The 15,977-nt window shown below is 64.1% G+C and carries 23 protein-coding genes; 9 read left to right on the forward strand and 14 right to left on the reverse strand.

The features are described 5' to 3' along the window. Positions 1 to 29: 29 nt before the first annotated feature. From Q0936_RS02970 to ffh, 7 genes are all read right to left on the reverse strand, one after another. Positions 30 to 326 carry a chorismate mutase gene (locus Q0936_RS02970; RefSeq protein ID WP_299377852.1) on the reverse strand — a complete coding sequence of 99 codons (297 nt, stop codon included), beginning with the start codon at positions 324 to 326 and terminating at the stop codon, positions 30 to 32. Next, complete coding sequence (locus Q0936_RS02975) at positions 319 to 921, reverse strand: GNAT family N-acetyltransferase (RefSeq protein ID WP_299138524.1); 603 nt, start codon at positions 919 to 921, stop codon at positions 319 to 321. The genes Q0936_RS02970 and Q0936_RS02975 overlap by 8 nt, the downstream gene beginning before the upstream one ends. Next, the gene (locus Q0936_RS02980) at positions 921 to 1,484 is read right to left on the reverse strand and encodes a GNAT family N-acetyltransferase (RefSeq protein ID WP_299292802.1); all 564 of its coding nucleotides are present in this window, start codon (positions 1,482 to 1,484) and stop codon (positions 921 to 923) included. The genes Q0936_RS02975 and Q0936_RS02980 overlap by 1 nt, the downstream gene beginning before the upstream one ends. Before the next feature lie 139 nt (positions 1,485 to 1,623). After that, positions 1,624 to 2,151 (reverse strand): GNAT family N-acetyltransferase, encoded by a 528-nt coding sequence (locus Q0936_RS02985; protein WP_299292804.1) that lies wholly within the window; start codon positions 2,149 to 2,151, stop codon positions 1,624 to 1,626. Then, entirely contained in the window at positions 2,148 to 2,669 is a 522-nt protein-coding gene (locus Q0936_RS02990; protein ID WP_299292806.1) for a GNAT family N-acetyltransferase, read from the reverse strand. Before Q0936_RS02990 ends, Q0936_RS02985 begins: the two co-directional genes overlap by 4 nt. Continuing rightward, entirely contained in the window at positions 2,666 to 2,998 is a 333-nt protein-coding gene (locus Q0936_RS02995; RefSeq protein ID WP_299292808.1) for an NIPSNAP family protein, read from the reverse strand. The genes Q0936_RS02990 and Q0936_RS02995 overlap by 4 nt, the downstream gene beginning before the upstream one ends. Beyond that, positions 2,995 to 4,494: a signal recognition particle protein gene (ffh, locus tag Q0936_RS03000; RefSeq protein ID WP_299292810.1), complete on the reverse strand. Its 1,500-nt coding sequence runs from the start codon at positions 4,492 to 4,494 to the stop codon at positions 2,995 to 2,997. Before ffh ends, Q0936_RS02995 begins: the two co-directional genes overlap by 4 nt. 265 nt (positions 4,495 to 4,759) lie before the next feature. Between ffh and Q0936_RS03005 the strand changes: the two genes are divergently transcribed. Next, positions 4,760 to 5,320, forward strand: coding sequence for a DinB family protein (locus tag Q0936_RS03005; protein ID WP_299292812.1), 561 nt, complete (start codon positions 4,760 to 4,762; stop codon positions 5,318 to 5,320). Here the strand turns inward: Q0936_RS03005 and Q0936_RS03010 are convergent, their stop codons facing one another. Together Q0936_RS03010 and Q0936_RS03015 are read right to left on the reverse strand one after the other, a co-directional pair. Continuing rightward, entirely contained in the window at positions 5,321 to 5,785 is a 465-nt protein-coding gene (locus tag Q0936_RS03010; protein WP_299292814.1) for a hypothetical protein, read from the reverse strand. A 388-nt stretch (positions 5,786 to 6,173) separates the two neighbouring features. Further along, entirely contained in the window at positions 6,174 to 6,746 is a 573-nt protein-coding gene (locus Q0936_RS03015; protein ID WP_299292816.1) for an NAD(P)H-dependent oxidoreductase, read from the reverse strand. Between the two features lie 118 nt (positions 6,747 to 6,864). Between Q0936_RS03015 and Q0936_RS03020 the strand changes: the two genes are divergently transcribed. Next, complete coding sequence (locus Q0936_RS03020; RefSeq protein WP_299138512.1) at positions 6,865 to 7,746, forward strand: LysR family transcriptional regulator; 882 nt, start codon at positions 6,865 to 6,867, stop codon at positions 7,744 to 7,746. Next, positions 7,743 to 8,633, forward strand: coding sequence for a DMT family transporter (locus Q0936_RS03025; protein WP_299292819.1), 891 nt, complete (start codon positions 7,743 to 7,745; stop codon positions 8,631 to 8,633). Before Q0936_RS03020 ends, Q0936_RS03025 begins: the two co-directional genes overlap by 4 nt. Here the strand turns inward: Q0936_RS03025 and Q0936_RS03030 are convergent. Genes Q0936_RS03030 through Q0936_RS03040 form a run of 3 tightly spaced genes read right to left on the reverse strand, consistent with a single transcriptional unit; the run spans position 8,630 to position 10,159 of the window. Next, entirely contained in the window at positions 8,630 to 9,592 is a 963-nt protein-coding gene (locus tag Q0936_RS03030) for a glycosyltransferase family 61 protein (RefSeq protein WP_299292821.1), read from the reverse strand. The genes Q0936_RS03025 and Q0936_RS03030 overlap by 4 nt on opposite strands. Further along, positions 9,570 to 9,911, reverse strand: coding sequence for a metalloregulator ArsR/SmtB family transcription factor (locus tag Q0936_RS03035; RefSeq protein ID WP_299138509.1), 342 nt, complete (start codon positions 9,909 to 9,911; stop codon positions 9,570 to 9,572). The genes Q0936_RS03030 and Q0936_RS03035 overlap by 23 nt, the downstream gene beginning before the upstream one ends. A gap of 38 nt (positions 9,912 to 9,949) precedes the next feature. Further along, the gene (locus Q0936_RS03040; RefSeq protein WP_299292823.1) at positions 9,950 to 10,159 is read right to left on the reverse strand and encodes a hypothetical protein; all 210 of its coding nucleotides are present in this window, start codon (positions 10,157 to 10,159) and stop codon (positions 9,950 to 9,952) included. Positions 10,160 to 10,269: 110 nt separating this feature from the next. Here Q0936_RS03040 and Q0936_RS03045 point away from each other — a divergent pair, with 110 nt between their 5' ends. From Q0936_RS03045 to Q0936_RS03070, 6 genes are all read left to right on the forward strand, one after another. Next, positions 10,270 to 11,151 carry a LysR family transcriptional regulator gene (locus Q0936_RS03045; RefSeq protein ID WP_299292825.1) on the forward strand — a complete coding sequence of 294 codons (882 nt, stop codon included), beginning with the start codon at positions 10,270 to 10,272 and terminating at the stop codon, positions 11,149 to 11,151. 203 nt (positions 11,152 to 11,354) lie between these two features. Further along, complete coding sequence (locus tag Q0936_RS03050; RefSeq protein ID WP_299292827.1) at positions 11,355 to 11,690, forward strand: AtpZ/AtpI family protein; 336 nt, start codon at positions 11,355 to 11,357, stop codon at positions 11,688 to 11,690. Between the two features lie 19 nt (positions 11,691 to 11,709). Next, positions 11,710 to 12,468 (forward strand): F0F1 ATP synthase subunit A, encoded by a 759-nt coding sequence (locus tag Q0936_RS03055; protein ID WP_299138500.1) that lies wholly within the window; start codon positions 11,710 to 11,712, stop codon positions 12,466 to 12,468. 63 nt (positions 12,469 to 12,531) lie between these two features. Then, entirely contained in the window at positions 12,532 to 12,756 is a 225-nt protein-coding gene (locus Q0936_RS03060; protein ID WP_015496525.1) for a F0F1 ATP synthase subunit C, read from the forward strand. Between the two features lie 114 nt (positions 12,757 to 12,870). Beyond that, positions 12,871 to 13,407 carry a F0F1 ATP synthase subunit B' gene (locus Q0936_RS03065; protein ID WP_299138496.1) on the forward strand — a complete coding sequence of 179 codons (537 nt, stop codon included), beginning with the start codon at positions 12,871 to 12,873 and terminating at the stop codon, positions 13,405 to 13,407. Between the two features lie 5 nt (positions 13,408 to 13,412). Beyond that, positions 13,413 to 13,976: a F0F1 ATP synthase subunit B gene (locus Q0936_RS03070; protein WP_299292829.1), complete on the forward strand. Its 564-nt coding sequence runs from the start codon at positions 13,413 to 13,415 to the stop codon at positions 13,974 to 13,976. A gap of 65 nt (positions 13,977 to 14,041) precedes the next feature. Here the strand turns inward: Q0936_RS03070 and Q0936_RS03075 are convergent, their stop codons facing one another. Both Q0936_RS03075 and Q0936_RS03080 read right to left on the reverse strand, forming a co-directional pair. After that, positions 14,042 to 14,809, reverse strand: a complete 768-nt coding sequence (locus tag Q0936_RS03075; protein ID WP_299138490.1) for an FCD domain-containing protein — start codon at positions 14,807 to 14,809, stop codon at positions 14,042 to 14,044. Positions 14,810 to 14,866: 57 nt separating this feature from the next. Beyond that, entirely contained in the window at positions 14,867 to 15,970 is a 1,104-nt protein-coding gene (locus tag Q0936_RS03080) for a Gfo/Idh/MocA family oxidoreductase (protein ID WP_299292831.1), read from the reverse strand. Between the last annotated feature and the right edge of the window lie 7 nt (positions 15,971 to 15,977).

Below are 15,977 nucleotides of genomic sequence, written 5' to 3' on the forward strand. Positions count from 1 at the left end.
TCAGTTGGGTGGCGGACGACACGTCCGCCTTACGATTGGTGTTTTTGATGGTGCTGAATGACTTCAGCGATGATGAAGTTCAGGAACTTCTTGGCGAACTCGGGGTCCAGATCGGCCCGGTTCGCCAAATCTTCGAGCCGCTTGATCTGCGCGGCTTCGCGCGTGGGATCAGAGGGCGGAAGGTCGTGTGTGGCCTTGAGTTTCCCCACGGCCTGCGTGTGTTTGAACCGCTCGCCCAGCGTGTAGACGAGGATCGCATCAAGCCGGTCGATGCTGGCGCGGTGATCGGCCAGCACGTCAGCTGCTTTGGAAACGGCATCAGTCAAGCGCCCATCCTTTCGGTTTGAACATCGGGTCGGCATAGTGGCCGATTTCCATTTCGATCCCGTGCGCCAGCTGCGTGCCGTCGAGGGCCGCAGGCGACGGGTGGCGATAGACGGCGTCCGAGCCGTCGATGGTGGGGGCGTCCCGATCCTTGATCGCACCCAGCCGTTCGGCCAGGCGGATGCTGTCGAGGTTCATCGGGTCGATATAGCTGACCGCCCCGTCCCAGCCGTTTGCATAGTAGTGCGCGCGCACCGCATGGGTCGCCTCGAGCGCATAGCCCTTGCCGGCCTTGTCGGGCCAGATGATCCAGGCGATTTCGCGCTCGGGCCAGCCCGCGGGCTGCCAGCCGCCTGCCATGCCATAGGTGTCGTCGCTGTCTTTGTCGTGGATCATCCACATGCCAAAGCCACGGATTTCCCAGTGCCCGATCTCGGCGGCATAGAGCATCCAGGCCTCGTAGGTGTTCAACGGCCCGCCCATGAACCGCGAGCGGTAGGAGGCGAAGGTGGCCTTGAAGTCCGGGTAATCCTCGGGTTGCGGTCCGCGCAGGACCAGACGGTGGGTTTCGATCACGGGGATAACGGGGTGGCCCATCACATCACCTCCCGGACATAGCGGTAGATGAGGGTCGTGCCGCCGTCTTGCGTGATCTCGCCATCGGGCAGGCCACCGAGCCGCTGCGCCAGTTTGAGGGAGCGTGCGTTGGCAGGGTCGATATATGAGACGAGCGTGGACCAGCCCAGTGCTTCGAACGCGTGGGTGAGCGCGGCGCTGGCCGCTTCGAAGGCTACGCCCATCCCTTCGGCCTTTGCGGTGAGCATGAAACCCAGTTCCGGCTCCTGATCGCCGGGTTCATATCCCAACACGACAAAGCCCGCGATGTCGCCCGCGTGGCCGATGGTCCAGAGCCCGTGCCCGTGCAGCAGCCAGGTGGAGGTCATCTGGGAAAAGTCGAGCCAGGCGTCCTCGCGCGTCATCGGGCCGCCGAGGTGTTTGCCACGATCGGTGCAGGCGATCTGCGCGTAGGTGTCGAAGTCGGTCACGCGCGGCGCGCGCAGGATCAACCGGTCCGTGGCCAGCGTGGGCAGGTGGCTCTGAAGGGCGATGGCAAAGAGCGCAGCTGCGCCAGGCCGGGGCGTTTCGCAGGCGTAGGTCATGCGCGCGGTCCCCCGTTGGCGGGACGTGATCCAATTGGCGCGCTGACGCGGCGTGATCCAATTGGCGCGCTGACGCGCGACACGATTCTGGCGGCGGCTGCACCGTGAGCCCGTTGGGGGCGGAGGGCGTGCGATGCGGTCATGGTGCGGGCCTCGGGTGGCGGTAGATGAGGCAGGGGTTGGTAGTTTCCGGCTTGGGCGCGGCGTCGTCTCGTTGTGCGCCCAGCCGTTCGGCGAGGCGGATAGAGGCCACGTTGCCCGGCGCGATGTAGCTGACGGCGGTGTCCCAGCCTAGCGGGCCAAAAGCGTGGGCGACGCAGGCGGTTGCGGCCTCTGCGGCGATGCCTTGCCCCTCGTCCTTTGGGTCAAAGAGGACCCAGCCGATTTCGCGTTCGGCCCAGCCCAGCGGGTACCAGTGGCCGACGATGCCCAGCGGGGTGTCGTCGCCGCGGCGCGTGACCGTGAACATGCCAAAGCCGCGCATGACCCAATGGCCGAGTTCGGTGCCAAAGAAGTTCCAGGCGTCGCGCCGTGTCTTGGGGCCGCCGGTAAATTCAGACCGCTGGGTTGCGAAATAGGCGACAAAGGCGTCCGCGTCGGCCTCGATGGGCGCGCGCAGGGTGAGGCGCTCGGTGCGCAGGATGGGGGTGCCGGTGAGGGTGATCATGCCGCCCTCCGGTGCCGGTAAACCGTGGTTTCGGCCACATCTTCGCCGCCGGGCCAGGGCCCGTTTTCATCTGCAATCGCCCCGAGCTTTGTGGCAAGTGCTTCGGACCGCGTGTTGCCGGGGGTGATATAGCTGACCAGTGTGTCGGCATCGAAGCTGGCCCAATACCAGTCGCGTGCCAGTGTCGCGGCTTCGGCGGCGTAGCCCTGCCCCTCGTAGGTTTCGAGCAGGACCCAACCAAGTTCCGGTTCGGGAAAGTGGTGCGGCTGGTTGATGCCGATCTGGCCCATGAACGCGCCATCGCTGTTGCGCTCAATGCCCCAGCTGCCAAAGCCCTTGAGCTGCCAGCTGCCCACTTCGGCAGCGATCCAGTACCACATCTGTTTGGCGTCCACAGGGCCGCCCATGTATTTTGCGCGGTCGGATGCGAACAGGTCATAAAGCGGCGCAAAGTCGTCCATGACATGCGCGCGCAGCGTCAGCCGATCCGTGGTCAGGGTGGGGGCGATGGCGGTCACAGGCCCAGCTCCTCGACCGTGGCGCCGTCCAGAACGGGGCGGGTGAATGTGCGGTCAAAGCTGAGGATGCAGCCGGTGTCTTGCGCGTGTGCATAGGCGCGCTGGCATGCGCCGTCCTGTGCCATCTCGGTGCGGTAGACCTCGTAGGCTGCCAGCGACGGGAACGAGAACATCGCCCACGCCTTGTTGTTGGCCCCCTCAGATGGCAGGAAATAGCCGTGGTGCGTGCCGCCCATGCAATTCACGAGGTGTATCCATGCGCGGGCGTAGACCTCGAACGCATCGACCTTTGCCGGGTCGATCACATATGTGATGAGCGCGGTGATCATTTCTTTTTGCCGAACCCCGAGAGACCGGGGGGCAGGGGCATGCCGCCACCCAGACCGGGCAGGCCGCCGGGCATTTTGCCGCCCAATTGCTTGGCCGCCGCTTCCAGTTGCGCCTGATCCATGCCGCCCATGTCGGGCATGCCGCCGCCTTTGCCCATCATGGCCTTCATCGCCTGTTTCATCATGCCGCCTTTGCCCTTGCCGAGCTTTTTCATCATGTCCGACATCTGGCGGTGCATCTTGAGCAGTTTGTTGAGGTCGCTGACCTGCATGCCGGAGCCGCGCGCGATGCGCTTCTTGCGGCTGGCTTGCAGGATTTGGGGGGCGGCGCGCTCTTTCTTGGTCATGGACTGGATCATGGCGATCTGTTGTTTCAGGACCTTGTCGTCAAAGCCCGCATCCGCCACCTGTTTCGACAGTTTGCCCATGCCGGGCATCATGCCCATCATGCCCTCCATGCCGCCCATCTTGATCATCTGTTCCAGCTGCATGCGCAGGTCGTTCATGTTGAACTGACCCTTGGCCATGCGCTTCATCATGCGCTCGGCCTGTTCGGCCTCGATGGTTTCCTGCGCCTTTTCCACCAGCGAAACGATATCGCCCATGCCGAGGATACGGCCCGCGATCCGCTCCGGCTCGAAGGTTTCGAGCGCGTCCATCTTTTCGCCGAGGCCCACGAACTTGATCGGCTTGCCGGTGACGGCACGCATCGACAGGGCGGCACCACCGCGCCCGTCGCCGTCCATCCGGGTCAGGACCACGCCCGAGATACCGATACGGTCGTCGAAATTCTGTGCCGTGTTCACCGCGTCCTGACCGGTCAGGCCGTCGACCACGAGGATCGTCTCACGCGGGGTGGCGACGTCGCGGACCTGCTCGACCTGCGTCATCAGCTCTTCGTCGATGGACAGGCGACCGGCGGTGTCCAGCATATAGACGTCATAGCCGCCCATGCTGGCTTGGGTCTTGGCGCGTTTGGCGATGTCAACGGGGTCTTCACCCTTGACGATGGGCAGGGTGTCGACGCCGATCTGGTTGCCGAGGATCGCGAGCTGTTCCATCGCCGCCGGACGGTTCACGTCAAGCGAGGCCATCAGCACGCGCTTGCCATCCCGTTCGGTCAGGCGCTTGGCGAGCTTGGCGGTGGTCGTCGTCTTACCACCACCCTGCAAACCCACCATCAGGATCGGCGCAGGGGGGCTGTCGATTTTGAGCGCGCCGGGCTCGCCTTCGCCCTTGAGTGTATCAACAAGGGCATCGTGCACGATCTTGACGACCTGCTGGCCGGGGGTGACGGATTTGGTGACCGCCTGACCCGTCGCCTGATCCTGCACCGCCTTGACGAAATCCCGCGCCACGGGCAGCGACACGTCCGCCTCCAGCAGGGCCACACGCACCTCGCGCAGGGCGGTCTTGACGTCGTCCTCGGACAGCGCGCCCTGCTTGGTCAGCCGATCGAATACACCGGAGAGGCGTTCGGAGAGATTTTCAAACATGGGCCATCATCCTTTCGACCGTTGACATTATGCCTTCACCTAAGTGCGGGCGGCGTGGAACCCAATGGCCCAAACCACGATGGCCCCCGTGGGCGCAACGCGCTGACGGAGGGCGATCCCGGAATAAATCCATGGGACCGGAAGGTTTCACGCTTCCGGGTGTTGTGCGCGGATTAGGCGGCAGCGCGCCCAGAGTCAAGTCTCGGGCCGTTTACGTGCCGGGCGCAGGCACGCTAGGGTGCGTCAAAACCCAAAGGTGCCGCCCATGTCCGACCTTTTTGCCCCGCAGGCGTATAACAATGCGTGGTCCAACCACCGCCTGTTGCGCGCATGTGGCGCGGTCTCTGCCGCCGATCTGTCCGCGCCGCGCCCATCCTTCTTTGGTTCGATCATCGCGGCGCTCAACCACATCCTGATTGTCGACTGGTTCTATGTGTCTGCCCTCGAAGGGGCCTGTGTCGGGACGCAGGCCTTTGCCGATCTGGTGCCCTGTCCCGATCTGTCTGCCTTGCGTGCGGCGCAGCGCGACGTTGATCAACGGCTGATCGCGGTGACGCAGGATGCGACCCTCTCTGATCCCGCTCGCACCGTGCGCATGCTGCGCGACAGCGGGGCGCAGGAGGAACGCTTTGACCGGACGTTCCTGCACCTGATCCAGCACCAGATCCACCACCGGGGTCAGGTGCACGGGCTGCTCAGCATGACGGACGTGCCACCGCCGCAACTGGACGAATTCTACATGAGTTGGGAGGCCGACGCGTCCCTGCGCGCGCCTGATTTCACCGAAATGGGCGTGACCGAGGCTGACATCTGGGCCGGGCGCTGATCACACGCTCCGCCGCCAGTTACGCAGCCAATCGTTAATGGCGTCCGTCGCCTGCCGCGGGCCGTTGCCGGAAACGTAAGCCTCGACCAGCGGATAGGGCGGGGCGGTGTCGTGAAAGGTCAGCGTTGCGCGGGCAGTGTCTGAAAACGTCTCCACCTCGGCTCGCCGTACGTTGGTCAGTGGGTAGGTGGCGCTGCGATACCCGAGCAGGGTGCGGCGCTGTACCGTGACCGTCCCGGCGATGGAATCGAAAATCACCTGATCCCGTTTGACCGCCAGTGCAAAGATGCACAGCGGCACGCCTGCGCCCACCAGCACTGTCAACAGGCCTGCCGTCTCACCACCGGCAATCAGCGCCAGTCCCGCCGCCGCGCAGGCGATCATGCACACGATCAACCCACCCCCCAGCAGCCAGGGCGCGTGGGCAAGGATCAAGTGCTGGGGCATGTTGCGCAGGATTGTCATGTCCCGACCGTAGCGGCCAAAGCCGTATCGCAACAAGTCTCGGAACTTTGTGGGCCTGTCCGCGTTAACCCATTGTTAACTTTTACCCACGTCGGCACCCGCAAGGTCCGGCAGACTAGGATACCCATTGAAACGCAGTTGCATCGTTCTTGCCCTCATCACCTTTACAGCCCCCATTGTTCAGGCGGCCCCAACCCCAACGGCCCTGAGCGTCGCCCCTGACAAGGTCGTCTGGCACAGCGGCGGTTGCCGCAAATCATCGCCTCCGGGCCAATGTTGCCACGCGGGATCGCAACCGTTGCACTGCCACTGACATCGCGTTGAACACGAAAAAGGCCCCCGAAGTCTGCTCCGGGGGCCTGTGAGTGGTGACGTATTTCAAGAGTGCCTAGGCTGCCAGTTCGGCGATATCGGCCTTGGCATTTGCAATGGCTTCTTCCCCTTGGGCCATCACGCGGTCCGCCGCGATCACGTCGACATTGTGAATGCCGACAAACCCCAGCACATGTTTCAAATAGCCAGAGGCAAAGTCGATGTCGCTGCCGACAGGTGTGCCGCCCGTGGCAACCGCGATCACCGCGCGCTTGCCCTCAAGCAGGCCCACGGGGCCATTTTCGGTGTATTTGAACGTCAGACCGGCCCGAGCGATCAGGTCAATCCACGCTTTCAACGCGGCAGGAACGCCAAAGTTATAGACCGGCGCGCCAATCACGATGGTGTCCGCAGCCTTCAGCTCTTCCACCAGTTGATCGGACAGGGCCAGCGTGTCACGTTGTGCCGTGTCCCGGTCGTCGACGGCGGTAAAGTTGGCGTTGACCCAGGTCTCGTTGATCTGGGGCAGGGCCTCTGACAGGTCGCGGCGGATCACGTCGCCACCCAGTTTTGCAACAATGTCGGCGGACAGGTCGCGGGTCACGGAACCTTGGGTACGGGCAGAGCTGTCGATGTGAAGAATGGTCATGGTCGGGTCCTCATTGGGATGTGTTGTGTGTCTGGGATGACAATTGTCCCTTGCAAATTTGAACGCAATTGCTGAAACTCAACAACATCTGTTTGAAATTGCACAGTACAGGTCACACATGGACAATTGGGACGAGATCAAGACCGCGTATCAGGTGGCCCGCATGGGCACGGTCAGCGGGGCGGCAGACGTCTTGGGCGTGCACCACGCCACCGTCATCCGCCATATCGACGCGCTCGAGGGGCGCCTCGGCGTCAAACTCTTTCAACGGCACGCGCGCGGCTATACTGCGACCGAGGCGGGCGATGACCTGTTTCGCGTGGCGCAGGCGACCGATGATCAGTTCAGCCAGTTGGTGGGCCGGATCAAGGGCCGCGGCACCGAGGTGTCGGGTGAACTGGTGGTCACATCGCTGGTCAACATGGCCCCGCGCATGGCCCCGGTCCTGACCGAATTCCAACGCATGCACCCGGATGTGGTCGTGCGCTACCTGACCGGCGACCGGCTGTTCCGTCTCGAATATGGCGAGGCGCATGTGGCCATCCGCGCGGGCAACGCGCCGGATCAACCAGACAATGTCGTGCAACCCTTTGTGCGTCAGTCGATGGGCATCTATGCGACCAAAGGCTACATCGCCGAATACGGCGACCCGGGTGACATCGCGACCTGCACCGGCCACCGCTTTGTCAGCCACGATGCCGCCGACAACCGCGCGCCCTTCCACAAATGGCTGCGCAGCCAGGTGCGCGAAGACGACATCACCTTCCGCTCCACCGACGTTCGTGCGCTGGAACAGGCGGTGCTGGCAGGGGCAGGGATCGGGTTCCTGTCCGTGCTCGAGGCGCGTGCCAACCCAAATCTGGTCGAAATCATGCCCCCGCGCGAAGACTGGTCTGCGCCGCTCTGGCTCGTGACGCACGTGGATCTGCACCGCACCAACAAGGTGCAGGCCTTCCTGACCTATCTCAAGGATCAGTCGAAGAACTGGCAGGTGCTGTGACCCCCGCCCTTCAGGGCCATCTGGCAATGCTGTGCTTCTCCGCCCTGGTGGCGGGGTCGTTCTCGCTTGGGTCTCTGGCCGCGAATGAAATTGAACCCGCCGCACTCAATGCGGCGCGTTTTGCCATCGCGGCCTGCGTGATAGGCGCGGTTGTCTTTGCCACCGGCGGCGTGCCCCGATCGGCACTGGCCGCCCCTTGGCGCTACCTGCTGCTGGGCGGGTTCTTTGCCACGTATTTCGTCCTGATGTTCGAGGGGCTCAAAACCGCACCCCCTGTCAGCGCCGCCGCCGTCTTTACCCTGACGCCGGTGCTGGCGGGCGGCTTTGGCTGGCTCTTGCTGCGACAGGTCACAACCCCGCGCATGGCGCTGGCGCTGGCCATCGGGGCCACGGGCGCGCTCTGGGTGATCTTTCGCGCGGACATCGCGGCGCTCATGGCCTTTGCCGTGGGCCGGGGCGAGGTCATCTACTTCTTCGGCTGTATCGCCCACGCCGTCTACACCCCGCTGGTGCGCCGGCTCAACCGCGGCGAAAGCGCAGTCGTCTTCACCCTTGGAACCCTGCTCGCGGGCGCACTGCTCCTCACGGTCTATGGCTGGGGTGACCTGCGCGCGACACAATGGGCGGCCCTGCCGGGCATCGTCTGGATCACGCTGATCTACATCGCTGTCTGTGCGAGCGCGGCCACCTTCGTCCTGCTGCAATTCGCGTCCCTGCGCCTGCCCGCAGCCAAGGTCATGGCCTACACCTACCTCACCCCCACATGGGTGATTGGCTGGGAAATGGCGCTGGGCAACGGCGTGCCGGGTGCACTGGTGCTCGCAGGTGTGGCCCTGACCATCGTGGCCCTGCTGATGCTCCTGCGGGACGAGGACCGCGCCCGCTAAAGAAACCCGGCTTGCCCCAGCCTGTCCCGCAGCACATCCAGATCCAGCGGCGCAGGCGTCGTGCGCGGCAGGGGGCGCACACGCGGGTCAATCGTGGTGGGGGTGATCCCCGCAAACCCCTCCATCTGCCGCGCCAGGTATCCCAGCACCTCGGGCCGGTTGCGCCGCATGAACACCGCCGCCTGCGCATCCCCGCGCATGGCAAAGGGCAGGTGGTGAAAGGCCGACCCATCCGGCCCGACGATCTGCCGCGCCGCGCGAAACACGCCCAACTGCACTTCGAAATGGAACTTTTCGGGCGCAAAGACGAAATACCCCGCCGCCTCCATCATCGCCTCGATCTCGTCCTCGCGGTCCACCAACTGATCGGGCCGGTTCAAACGGCCCCGCGTCAGGTACAGCCGCTCCGGCCCGTCCACCTCGATCTGCGCAAACCGCTTGGCGACAAAGGCGCGGAACGCGGGCGTGCCCACCAGCCACGGCCCATGCCCGAACCCCGCACTGGGCAGGACCAGACGGTCCACCCGCGTCGGCACATGCAGGATGCGGACAGGCAGCCCATCGCACAGCCGCGCGACGACCGGCCCCAGATTGTGCGACAGGTTGTGCTCCATATCCATGTCGCCCCGCGCGGGCAGAACCAGCCCGTCAATGCGCATCTCCGCATGATCCAGCGCCCAAAGGCGCGCAATCCCCTCCAGCAGGAAGTGACCGAAATGCGTGTGGCTGAACCCCATATACAGATGCGTGCCGGGCAGATGGCCCTCGACCGCGCGCGCCTCGGGCACCGCACTGACCCGCCCCCGCGACAACCGCGCCCGCGACAGCGGCAGGAACGCGCCCCGACTGTCGAACACACCATGCGGCACCAGATCGGCGCCCTGATCCGGCACCACCACCGCGCCGCGCACCACACGGATGCGCGGGTCGGGCAGGTCATCCGTCAGCGGCAGGATCATGCGGCAGCTCTGCGGCCAGAAACCGCTCGAACGCATCCAGGTTCACCGGCTCGAACTGGCCAAACCCCTGCATCCACACCGACGCCGCCCGCATCGCATCGGGGTCCAGCTTGCACCACTTCACCCGCCCGCGCTTTTCCTGCGTGATCAGGCCCGCGCGCGTCAGGATCGTCAGATGTTTCGAAATCGCGGCCAGCGACATCTCGAACGGCTCGGCCACATCTGTGACGGCCATGTCATCCTCCAGCAGCATGGTCAGGATCGCCCGCCGCGTCGGGTCGGCAAGCGCAGAAAACACAGTGTCGAGCGGATCGGCCATGCCCCGTCATACCGGGCGCAAGCGCCAAGGGAAAGCGATCACAGAAACGGGTGCCTGCTGTCGCGCGACGGCCAGTGATGCGACATCAACGCCCGCTCATGCGGGCTCAGCCCGATGTCACGGGCGATATGATCGGTCATCGGCGGCAAAGCGGTGCCTTTGACAGTTGCCGCAGGCCGCAAGCGGCGCAAGATTTTAGCACAGGTCGACAGGGCGCGCAAAAACGCGTTTTGTTGGGTGACAAGCATGAAAGACCTCTTTGGGTTGAGGAATATACCCACCATGCCCAAACGCAGCCCTTGCCACAAACAGAGTTCCCTGACATCTCTTGTGCGTTTTCTGCACAGGTTACCGTTACATGTCCCGCACCTTGCCCCCGCTCAACGCCCTGCGCGCCTTCGAGGCCGCCGCCCGCCACGAAAGCTTCAGCCGTGCCGCGGACGAGTTGGGCGTGAGCCACTCCGCCATCAGCCGCCACGTGCGCGGGCTCGAGGCCCGGCTGGGCGTGCACCTCTTCCGCGACGCCGCGCGCGGCGTGGCCCTGACCGCCGAAGGCAGCCACTATCTTCAGCGCATCACCCCCGCCTTCGACGTGATCGGTGAGGCGACCGAGGGGCTCGCCGACGCCCCCGCCGGGCGGGTCGTGGTCAACAGCGAACCGGTCTTCGCCACCAAGATCGTGATCCCCCTGCTGGCCAAGTTCCAACAGGACCTGCCGGGCATCGACCTGCGATTGGTGGGCTCCAACGAACTGGCCGACCTCGACCGCTACGAGGCCGACCTCGCCATCCGCTACGCCAAAACCGGCAGCCTCGACCAACCCTCCGATCTGCTAAGTGATGCGCCGATCTATCCGTTCACTGCGCCGGGATACCTCCCCAATGACACTCTGCGCCCAAATGACCTGCTCGAACGCCTCCTCCTGCGCGACCGCGGCCCCAACATCTGGATCGACTGGGCCCGCATCGCGGGCTTCGATGTCGCCGTGCCCGACCCGCCGTGGCGCATGCGCGCGGCACTCGCACTCGAGGCGGCGGTGCACGGGGCGGGGATCTACCTCGGCGCGTCCGACGGCACCCATCTCGACGAAACCGCAGGCCGCCTCGTGCGGGTGTCGGATGTGGGCTTCCGCCAGGGGTCCTTCCACCTTCTGACCAGCGGCCAGGCCGGGCGGCGCAAGGCCGTGCGCCAGGTCCGCACATGGCTGCTCGACCACACACAGGCACTGCGCAGCGCGTAAAATCAACCAAACGGTTGAATAAGCCAAAGCCCCGCAATCCGCCCCAAACACAGGGTGCGGCGCGGTGTCGCCCATCTTCATTGTTCCAAAAATATGCAAGAAAACAACGACCTAACACCATACCCCACACAGCAAGCAGCGCGTTGACTCACGCCCCCACCCGACATATCCACCCTGTAATCCAAATTGCGGGACGAAGGTGTGTGACCGACCCTGATGACAAGGCCAAGATGGAGGCGCTCAGCGCCCGGATCGACGCCGTCAAAGAGGTGCACGCCCCCAAACCCCGCACGCCGGATCATCACTCTCAGGCCCAGCTGGCCTGGCGCATGGTGATCGAACTGGTGGCCGGTCTGGGGATCGGGTTTGGCATGGGCTACGGGCTGGACGCCATCTTTGGCACCTCTCCATGGTTCATGATCGTGTTTATTTTTCTGGGCTTTGCGGCCGGCGTCAAAACGATGATGCGCAGCGCCGAGGAAGTGCAGAGCCGACAAGCGGCCGAAATGGCCGAGGACGAGACCCACCCGAACGGGTGAGACAAGTGGAGACAGCCGGATGGCAGACGACGCAAAAGGTGGCGGTGGCCTCGAATTTCACCCGATGGATCAGTTCATCGTCAAACCGCTGTTTGGCGAGGTTGGCGACCCGGTTCACTGGTACACCATCACCAACGCGACCCTGTGGCTTGCACTGGCCGTACTGGCCATCATAGGCCTGATGGTCCTGACCACGTCCAAGCGCGCCGTCGTGCCGGGCCGTGGCCAGTCGATCGCCGAACTGATGTACGGCTTTGTCTACAAAATGGTCGAGGACGTGACGGGCAAGGACGGGATCAAGTACTTCCCCTATATCATGACGCTGTTCATGTTCATCCTCTGCGCCAACTTCCTCGGGCTGATCCCGATGTCGTTCACCACCACGTCGCACATCGCCGTAACGGCCATCCTGGGCTTTGGCGTGTTCTTTGCCGTGACCATCCTCGGTTTCGTCAAGAACGGCGCGTCCTTCCTGGGCCTGTTCTGGGTGTCGAGCGCGCCGCTGCCGTTGCGCCCGGTGCTGGCGATCATCGAAATCATCTCGTATTTCGTCCGCCCGGTCAGCCACTCCATTCGTCTGGCGGGCAACATGATGGCCGGTCACGCCGTGCTCAAGGTGTTCGCGGGCTTTGCCCAGGTGGCGGCCATTGCGCCCGTCGCGATCATCGGCGTCATGGCGATCTACGGTCTCGAAGTGCTGGTGTCGGCCATTCAGGCCTACGTCTTCACGATCCTCACATGCGTGTATCTCAAGGACGCACTGCACCCGCATCACTAAAGGTTTGGTGGGCAAATTGCCCACCCTACGAACATCAAACTTCCAATCGTAAGGAGAATTCTCATGGAAGGTGAACTCGCACACATCGGCGCAGGCCTCGCAGCAATCGGTTCCGGCGCAGCCGCCATCGGTGTTGGTCACGTGGCTGGCAACTTCCTCGCCGGCGCCCTGCGCAACCCGTCGGCTGCTGCCGGCCAGACTGCTACTCTGTTCATCGGCATCGCCTTCGCAGAAGCCCTGGGGATCTTCTCGTTCCTCGTCGCTCTGCTGCTGATGTTCGCTGTCTAAGTCACTCTGAGACGCATTCCTTACGGTTGGGCGGCGTGACACCCTCACGCTGCCCAATGTAACGGCTTCGCATTTCGGCCCCGAATATCGGGCCACTCCAGAGGAACGACCGATATGGCAGAGAACACAAACGCCCTGGGCGAAGTTGCAGTAGGCGCCCCTCCGGGCATGCCGCAACTCGACATTGGCACTTTCGACAACCAGGTCTTCTGGTTGCTGATCACGCTTGTCGCGATCTATTTCGTGCTGTCGCGCGTGGCCCTGCCACGGATCGCGGCCATTCTGGCGGAACGCCAGGGCACAATCACAAATGACATCGCCGCCGCCGAGGACCTCAAGGCCAAGGCAGAGGCCGCCGAAGCCGCCTATGACAAAGCACTGGCAGACGCCCGTGCCGAGGCACAGCGCATCGCAGGCGAAACCAAGGCTGCCATTCAGGCGGACCTCGACGTCGCCATCGAAAAGGCAGACGCAGACATCGCGGCCAAGGCTGCCGAGAGCGAAAAGGCCATTGCCGAAATTCGCGCCGGTGCCATGGATGCCGTGGCCGAAGTGGCCAAGGACACCGCACAGGAAATCGTCGCCGCCATGGGTGGCAAGGCCGACGCCAAAGCGGTTGCCGCTGCGGTCGACAGCCGGATGAAGGGATAAGGCACATGCGCAACATCTTTGCATCCGCCACGGCTCTGACCCTGCTGGCCAGCCCTGCGCTCGCCGCCAAGGGACCGTTCCTGAGCCTCGCCAACACCGACTTCATCGTGTTGGTGGCGTTCATCCTGTTCGTCGGCGTCCTGTTCTACTTCAAGGTGCCGGGTATGCTGTCGCGCATGCTCGACGACCGCGCCTCGGGCATTCAGTCCGAGATCGACGAGGCCCGCGCCCTGCGCGAAGAGGCGCAAACGCTTCTGGCCTCCTACGAGCGCAAGCAGAAAGAAGTGCAGGCGCAGGCAGACAAGATTGTGGCCCAGGCCAAGACCGACGCCGAAGCCGCTGCGGAACAGGCCCGTGCCGACCTGGCGCGCTCCATCGAACGCCGTGTTGCCGCTGCCGAGGACCAGATCGCCTCTGCCGAAGCAGGCGCTGTCAAAGAGGTCCGTGACACAGCCGCAACCATGGCTGTGCAGGTGGCCCGTGAGGTGATCGCCAAGCAGATGACCGCAACCGACGGCAACAAGCTGATCGACGCGGCCATTGCCGAAGTGGACACGCGGCTGCACTAAGCGCAGTCAAATCTAAGATTCTGATGAAACCCGGCCAGTGCGCCGGGTTTTTTCGTGGCCCCGTTTCAGCCGCCGGTTTCGTGGTCCAGACGTTGACGCGCCACATCCTCGTTCCGGTCCGCCGTGACCTGATCGCGCAATGCCCGCTCCACATAGTCCAGATGCGCGTGAACCGCGGCGCGCGCACCTTCCGGGTCGCGGGTTTGCAATGCGGCATTGATCGCGCGGTGCTGATCCAGCAGGGCCTGCCGCGTCGTGCGCTGTTTGAACATGACCTGCCGGTTGTAGAACACGCCGTCTCTCAGCAACTGGTACATCGACCGCATCATGTGCAGCATGATGACGTTGTGGCTGGCCTCGATGATCGCCATGTGAAACTGCGCGTCCAGCCGCGCCTCTTCGTCGCTGTTGCGCTTGGGATGGGCGGCCTCCATCTTTTCGAATACGGCCTGCACCACGGCCAGATCCGTATCCGACGCCAGCCGCGCGGCGCGCTCGGCGGCCAGCCCCTCCATGTCCCTGCGAAAGCTCAGGTAATCGAACACCGCCTCGTCATGGCGGGCAAAGAGCTCGGTCAACGCAGGCGCAAAGGCCGACCCCAGCACATCCGCGACAAAGATCCCCGCACCGGGCCGCGTGGCCAGCAACCCGCTGTCCTGCAAGGTGCCAATCGCATCGCGCAGCGACGGGCGCGACACGCCCATCCGCTCGGCCAGCTCCCGTTCGGGCGGCAGGCGTTCACCGGGGCGCAGAATACCGCGTAAAATCAACTGCTCGATCTGACGGATCACCGCCGAAGACAGCTTTTCCGGTTGCACAGGGCGAAAGGGCATCGGCGCTCCACTGATTGAATTGGTCATTTTGTATGACCAATTCGGCGTGGGCGCAATCTACATCCAGCGGCGCGGGTCCACGGCCTGACCGGTGCGCGCGCTCTCTTGCGCGGCGATCCCCATGGCCACGGCGGCCCAGCCATCGGCCAGCGTCACCTCGGGCGTGCCGTCGCCGCGCACCATCGCCACGAATTTCTGGTGCTGATAGAACGTCGATCCATTGTGATCGCCCGCATCCAGCAATGTGGGGTCCACGGGGATGTCATGCACGACCGGCCCCTGCGGATGGCGCGGCGATGTCACCAGCTTCGCCACGGGGGCCGGCCCCAGATGCTCCGGCCAGAACCGCCCCGGTCCGGGCACAAAGGCTTCGATCTTGCCCACTGGCCCCACCGCGGACAGCTCCTCTTGATAGGCGGACCCTTCGGCGAACATGCACAGCTCCAGCATCGCCCGCGCGCCATTGTCGAAATCAACCAGCACGTACCCGCTGTCGATGATGTCCGGCACCTCGCCGTCGTAACGCTCGTCCAGATGGTTCACCGCCTGCGCGGCTGATGCCATGACCCGCACCGGATCGGCCTGCAACCCGTGCCGCATCAGGTCAAAGAAATGGCAGCATTTCTCGACAAAGGTGCCGCCCGTATACCGGTTGAACCGGTTCCAGTCGCCGACCTTCTCCAAAAAGGGAAAGCGGTGCTCGCGGATGCTGAATTGTTTGATGCCGCCCGTGGCCTCTGCGGCCTTGGTCAGGAATTCCGTGACCACGGGCATATAACGGTACTCCATCGCGACCCAGACCGGATGCGGATAGCTGTCTCGGAACGCAGCCAGCTTGGCCACATCCTCGGGGTCGGTGAACAACGGCTTTTCCACCAGCAGGGGCAGGGGGCGCGTGGCCGCGATCTCTTCCATCTGTGCCACGTGGCAGAAATTGGGGCTGACGATCAGCAGGCAGTCAAGGTCTTCCACCGCCAGCAACTCCGCCACCGATCCTACCCGCGTGGCGGCGGGTGCAATCGCCAGGGCGCGCGCCGCCATCTCGTCGTCCGGCTCGTAAAAGGCGCCAACGGTGGCGTCGGGCAACAGGGCAATGTTGCGCATATGCTCTTGCCCCATCATGCCGCATCCGATGATGCCATAGGTGATGTGCTGTGCCATGGGTGGC

It is taken from the genome of uncultured Tateyamaria sp., assembly GCF_947488715.1.
Classification (GTDB): Bacteria; Pseudomonadota; Alphaproteobacteria; order Rhodobacterales; family Rhodobacteraceae; genus Tateyamaria.